1 protein-coding gene is annotated in these 704 nt (G+C 69.9%); it reads right to left on the bottom strand.

Features of this window, described 5'->3' with window-relative positions; all coding sequences use genetic code 11:
- On the bottom strand, positions 1-616 hold a 616-nt coding region (locus tag I0Q12_RS34420), incomplete at its 3' end, for a thiamine pyrophosphate-binding protein (RefSeq protein ID WP_269437723.1).
- Between the last annotated feature and the right edge of the window lie 88 nt (positions 617-704).

Genomic DNA, 704 nt, shown 5'->3' with positions numbered 1-704 from the left:
GCAGGACGGCGATCTCGGCCAGCGAATCGGGGTCGGGATCGAGCCGAACATGTTGGGGCGAAGCTATTTTCGTCGTAGTGCGGCCGAACAGTTCGTCCATGGGGAAATCGACGAACGCCGGTCCGCGATGCGACGAACCGGCCGCGGTGAATGCGGCGTCCACGGTCGGGACGATCCGGTCGACGGTGCGCGCGGTCTCGGACAGCTTCGTGACGGTGTGCAGCAGCGGCGGCTGGTCGAGTTCCTGCAGGCTGCCCGTTCCCCAGCGGGCGTTGGGTGCGCGTCCGCCGAGCACCACCAGGGGCGATCCGGAGAAGTGCGCCTGGGTGACGGCGCTGATGCCGTTCGTGACTCCCGGGCCCGCGGTGAGGACCGCGAGCCCGGGGTGGCGTTCGAGTTTCCCGGTGGCCTCCGCGGCGAACACCGCGGTCTGCTCGTGCCGGACATCGATCAGCCGCATCGGCGACTCGCCCTTGACGACGGCGTCGTACAGCGGGAACACGTGTGCGCCGGACAGGGTGAACATCGTCCGGACACCGTGGGCGTGGGCCACCGCCGCGGCGAGATCGCCGCCGTGTCCCTCGATTTCACCGTGTCTCTCGGTTTCCGGGGCCATGCCGGAAGGCTACGGGCGCATCCGGCACGGCGCGGCCGATTTCGGGGGAACACGGAGGCTGCTCGTTCGGGTCACCACCCGGGGAGGG

Source organism: Rhodococcus sp. CX (assembly GCF_015865005.1).
In the GTDB taxonomy this organism is placed as follows: Bacteria; Actinomycetota; Actinomycetes; order Mycobacteriales; family Mycobacteriaceae; genus Rhodococcus.
This window is presented reverse-complemented; position numbering and strand designations above follow the sequence as displayed.